The organism is Cupriavidus numazuensis, from assembly GCF_905397435.1.
In the GTDB taxonomy this organism is placed as follows: domain Bacteria; phylum Pseudomonadota; class Gammaproteobacteria; order Burkholderiales; family Burkholderiaceae; genus Cupriavidus; species Cupriavidus numazuensis.
In genome coordinates this window covers 1-817 of record NZ_CAJPVI010000158.1, presented here as the reverse complement: position 1 = coordinate 817, position 817 = coordinate 1, and the positions used below count along the sequence as shown (strand labels likewise).

The window sequence follows — 817 nt, the reverse complement described above, 5'->3', positions numbered from 1 at the left end:
TAGGGCCTGTTCACACTATCTGAGCCCGTCGACGATGAGCGCAAAATTGATGAAGGCGATGAACATCACGTCCAGCTTGTCGAACCGGGAGAAGATGCGACGAAAGCCTTTGAGGCGGCGAAACAGACGCTCAACTTCGTTTCTGCGCTTGTACATCTCACGATCATATTCCCATGGTTCAAGGCGATTGCTTTTGGGCGGAACGACGGGAATAAAACCAAGATCGAGCGCGAGTTGTCGCGTCTCGTCGCCTTCATACGCCTTGTCCATTAGCAAGTGTAGTGGCCGATTGGCTGGTCCAAGGCTTTGCAGCAGGGCGCGCCCCTGCGGTGCATCACCGGCCTGGCCGGGTGAAAGCGCGAACGTTATGGCTGTTCGAGCATCCGCGGCAACCATATGAATCTTGGTGGTCCATCCGCCCCGGGATTTCCCAATGGCTTGGGGTCCGTTTTTTTTAATGCACCGGTACCGTCGGGGTGAACTTTTACCGCCGTGCTATCCAGCGAAACCGCCTCGAGCTTGATGCGAACGATCTGCGCACGCTGCAATTCCGTGAACACGCGGTCCAGCACGCCGCTCTTGGACCATCGGTTCATCCGCGTGTAGACCGTGTGCCACCGGCCGAAGCGCTTTGGCAAACCGCGCCACTTGCAGCCGTGCTCAGCAACATAAAGAATCGCGTTCAAAATCTGCAGGTTCGACATGCTCACGTTGCCACGCTGGCGAGGCAAGCAGTGTTCAATCTGTCGATATTGGGCTTCGGTGATTTCCATCACCGAAGCATACAACTAAATCAAATTAGTGTGAACAGGCCCTA

Annotated in this window: 1 protein-coding gene; it reads right to left on the bottom strand. The window is 55.4% G+C overall.

Features of this window, described 5'->3' with window-relative positions:
* Positions 1 to 15: 15 nt before the first annotated feature.
* Positions 16 to 773, bottom strand: a protein-coding gene (locus KHO41_RS40990) for an IS5 family transposase (protein WP_211958887.1) whose coding sequence is annotated in 2 segments (ribosomal slippage) — positions 16 to 458 and positions 458 to 773 — 759 coding nt in all. Because the reading frame shifts where the segments join, the coding sequence is not laid out codon by codon here.
* Positions 774 to 817: the final 44 nt, after the last annotated feature.